The organism is Rickettsia endosymbiont of Proechinophthirus fluctus (genome assembly GCF_001602635.1).
Classification (GTDB): domain Bacteria; phylum Pseudomonadota; class Alphaproteobacteria; order Rickettsiales; family Rickettsiaceae; genus Rickettsia; species Rickettsia rickettsii.
The window spans coordinates 1-208 of sequence record NZ_LECS01000005.1; the positions used below are offsets into that span (position 1 = coordinate 1).

Genomic DNA, 208 nt, shown 5'->3' on the forward strand with positions numbered 1-208 from the left:
GAAGGTGGAACGAGCAGGCAAATCCGCTCATTCTTAACACTGAGGCGTGATGACGAGCTACTACGGTGGCGAAGGAATTGATGCTACGCTTCCAGGAAAAGCCTCTAAGCTCCAGGTCACATCGAATCGTACCCCAAACCGACACAGGTGGTCAGGTAGAGAATACCAAGGCGCTTGAGAGAACTCGGGTGAAGGAACTAGGCAAAAT

Annotated in this window: 1 rRNA gene (cut by a window edge); it reads left to right on the forward strand. The window is 51.4% G+C overall.

Annotated features, from left to right (window positions below):
* Nucleotides 1–208, forward strand: a 23S ribosomal RNA gene (locus BG75_RS08015); its annotated part runs 964 nt beyond the window's last position; the annotation flags it as partial.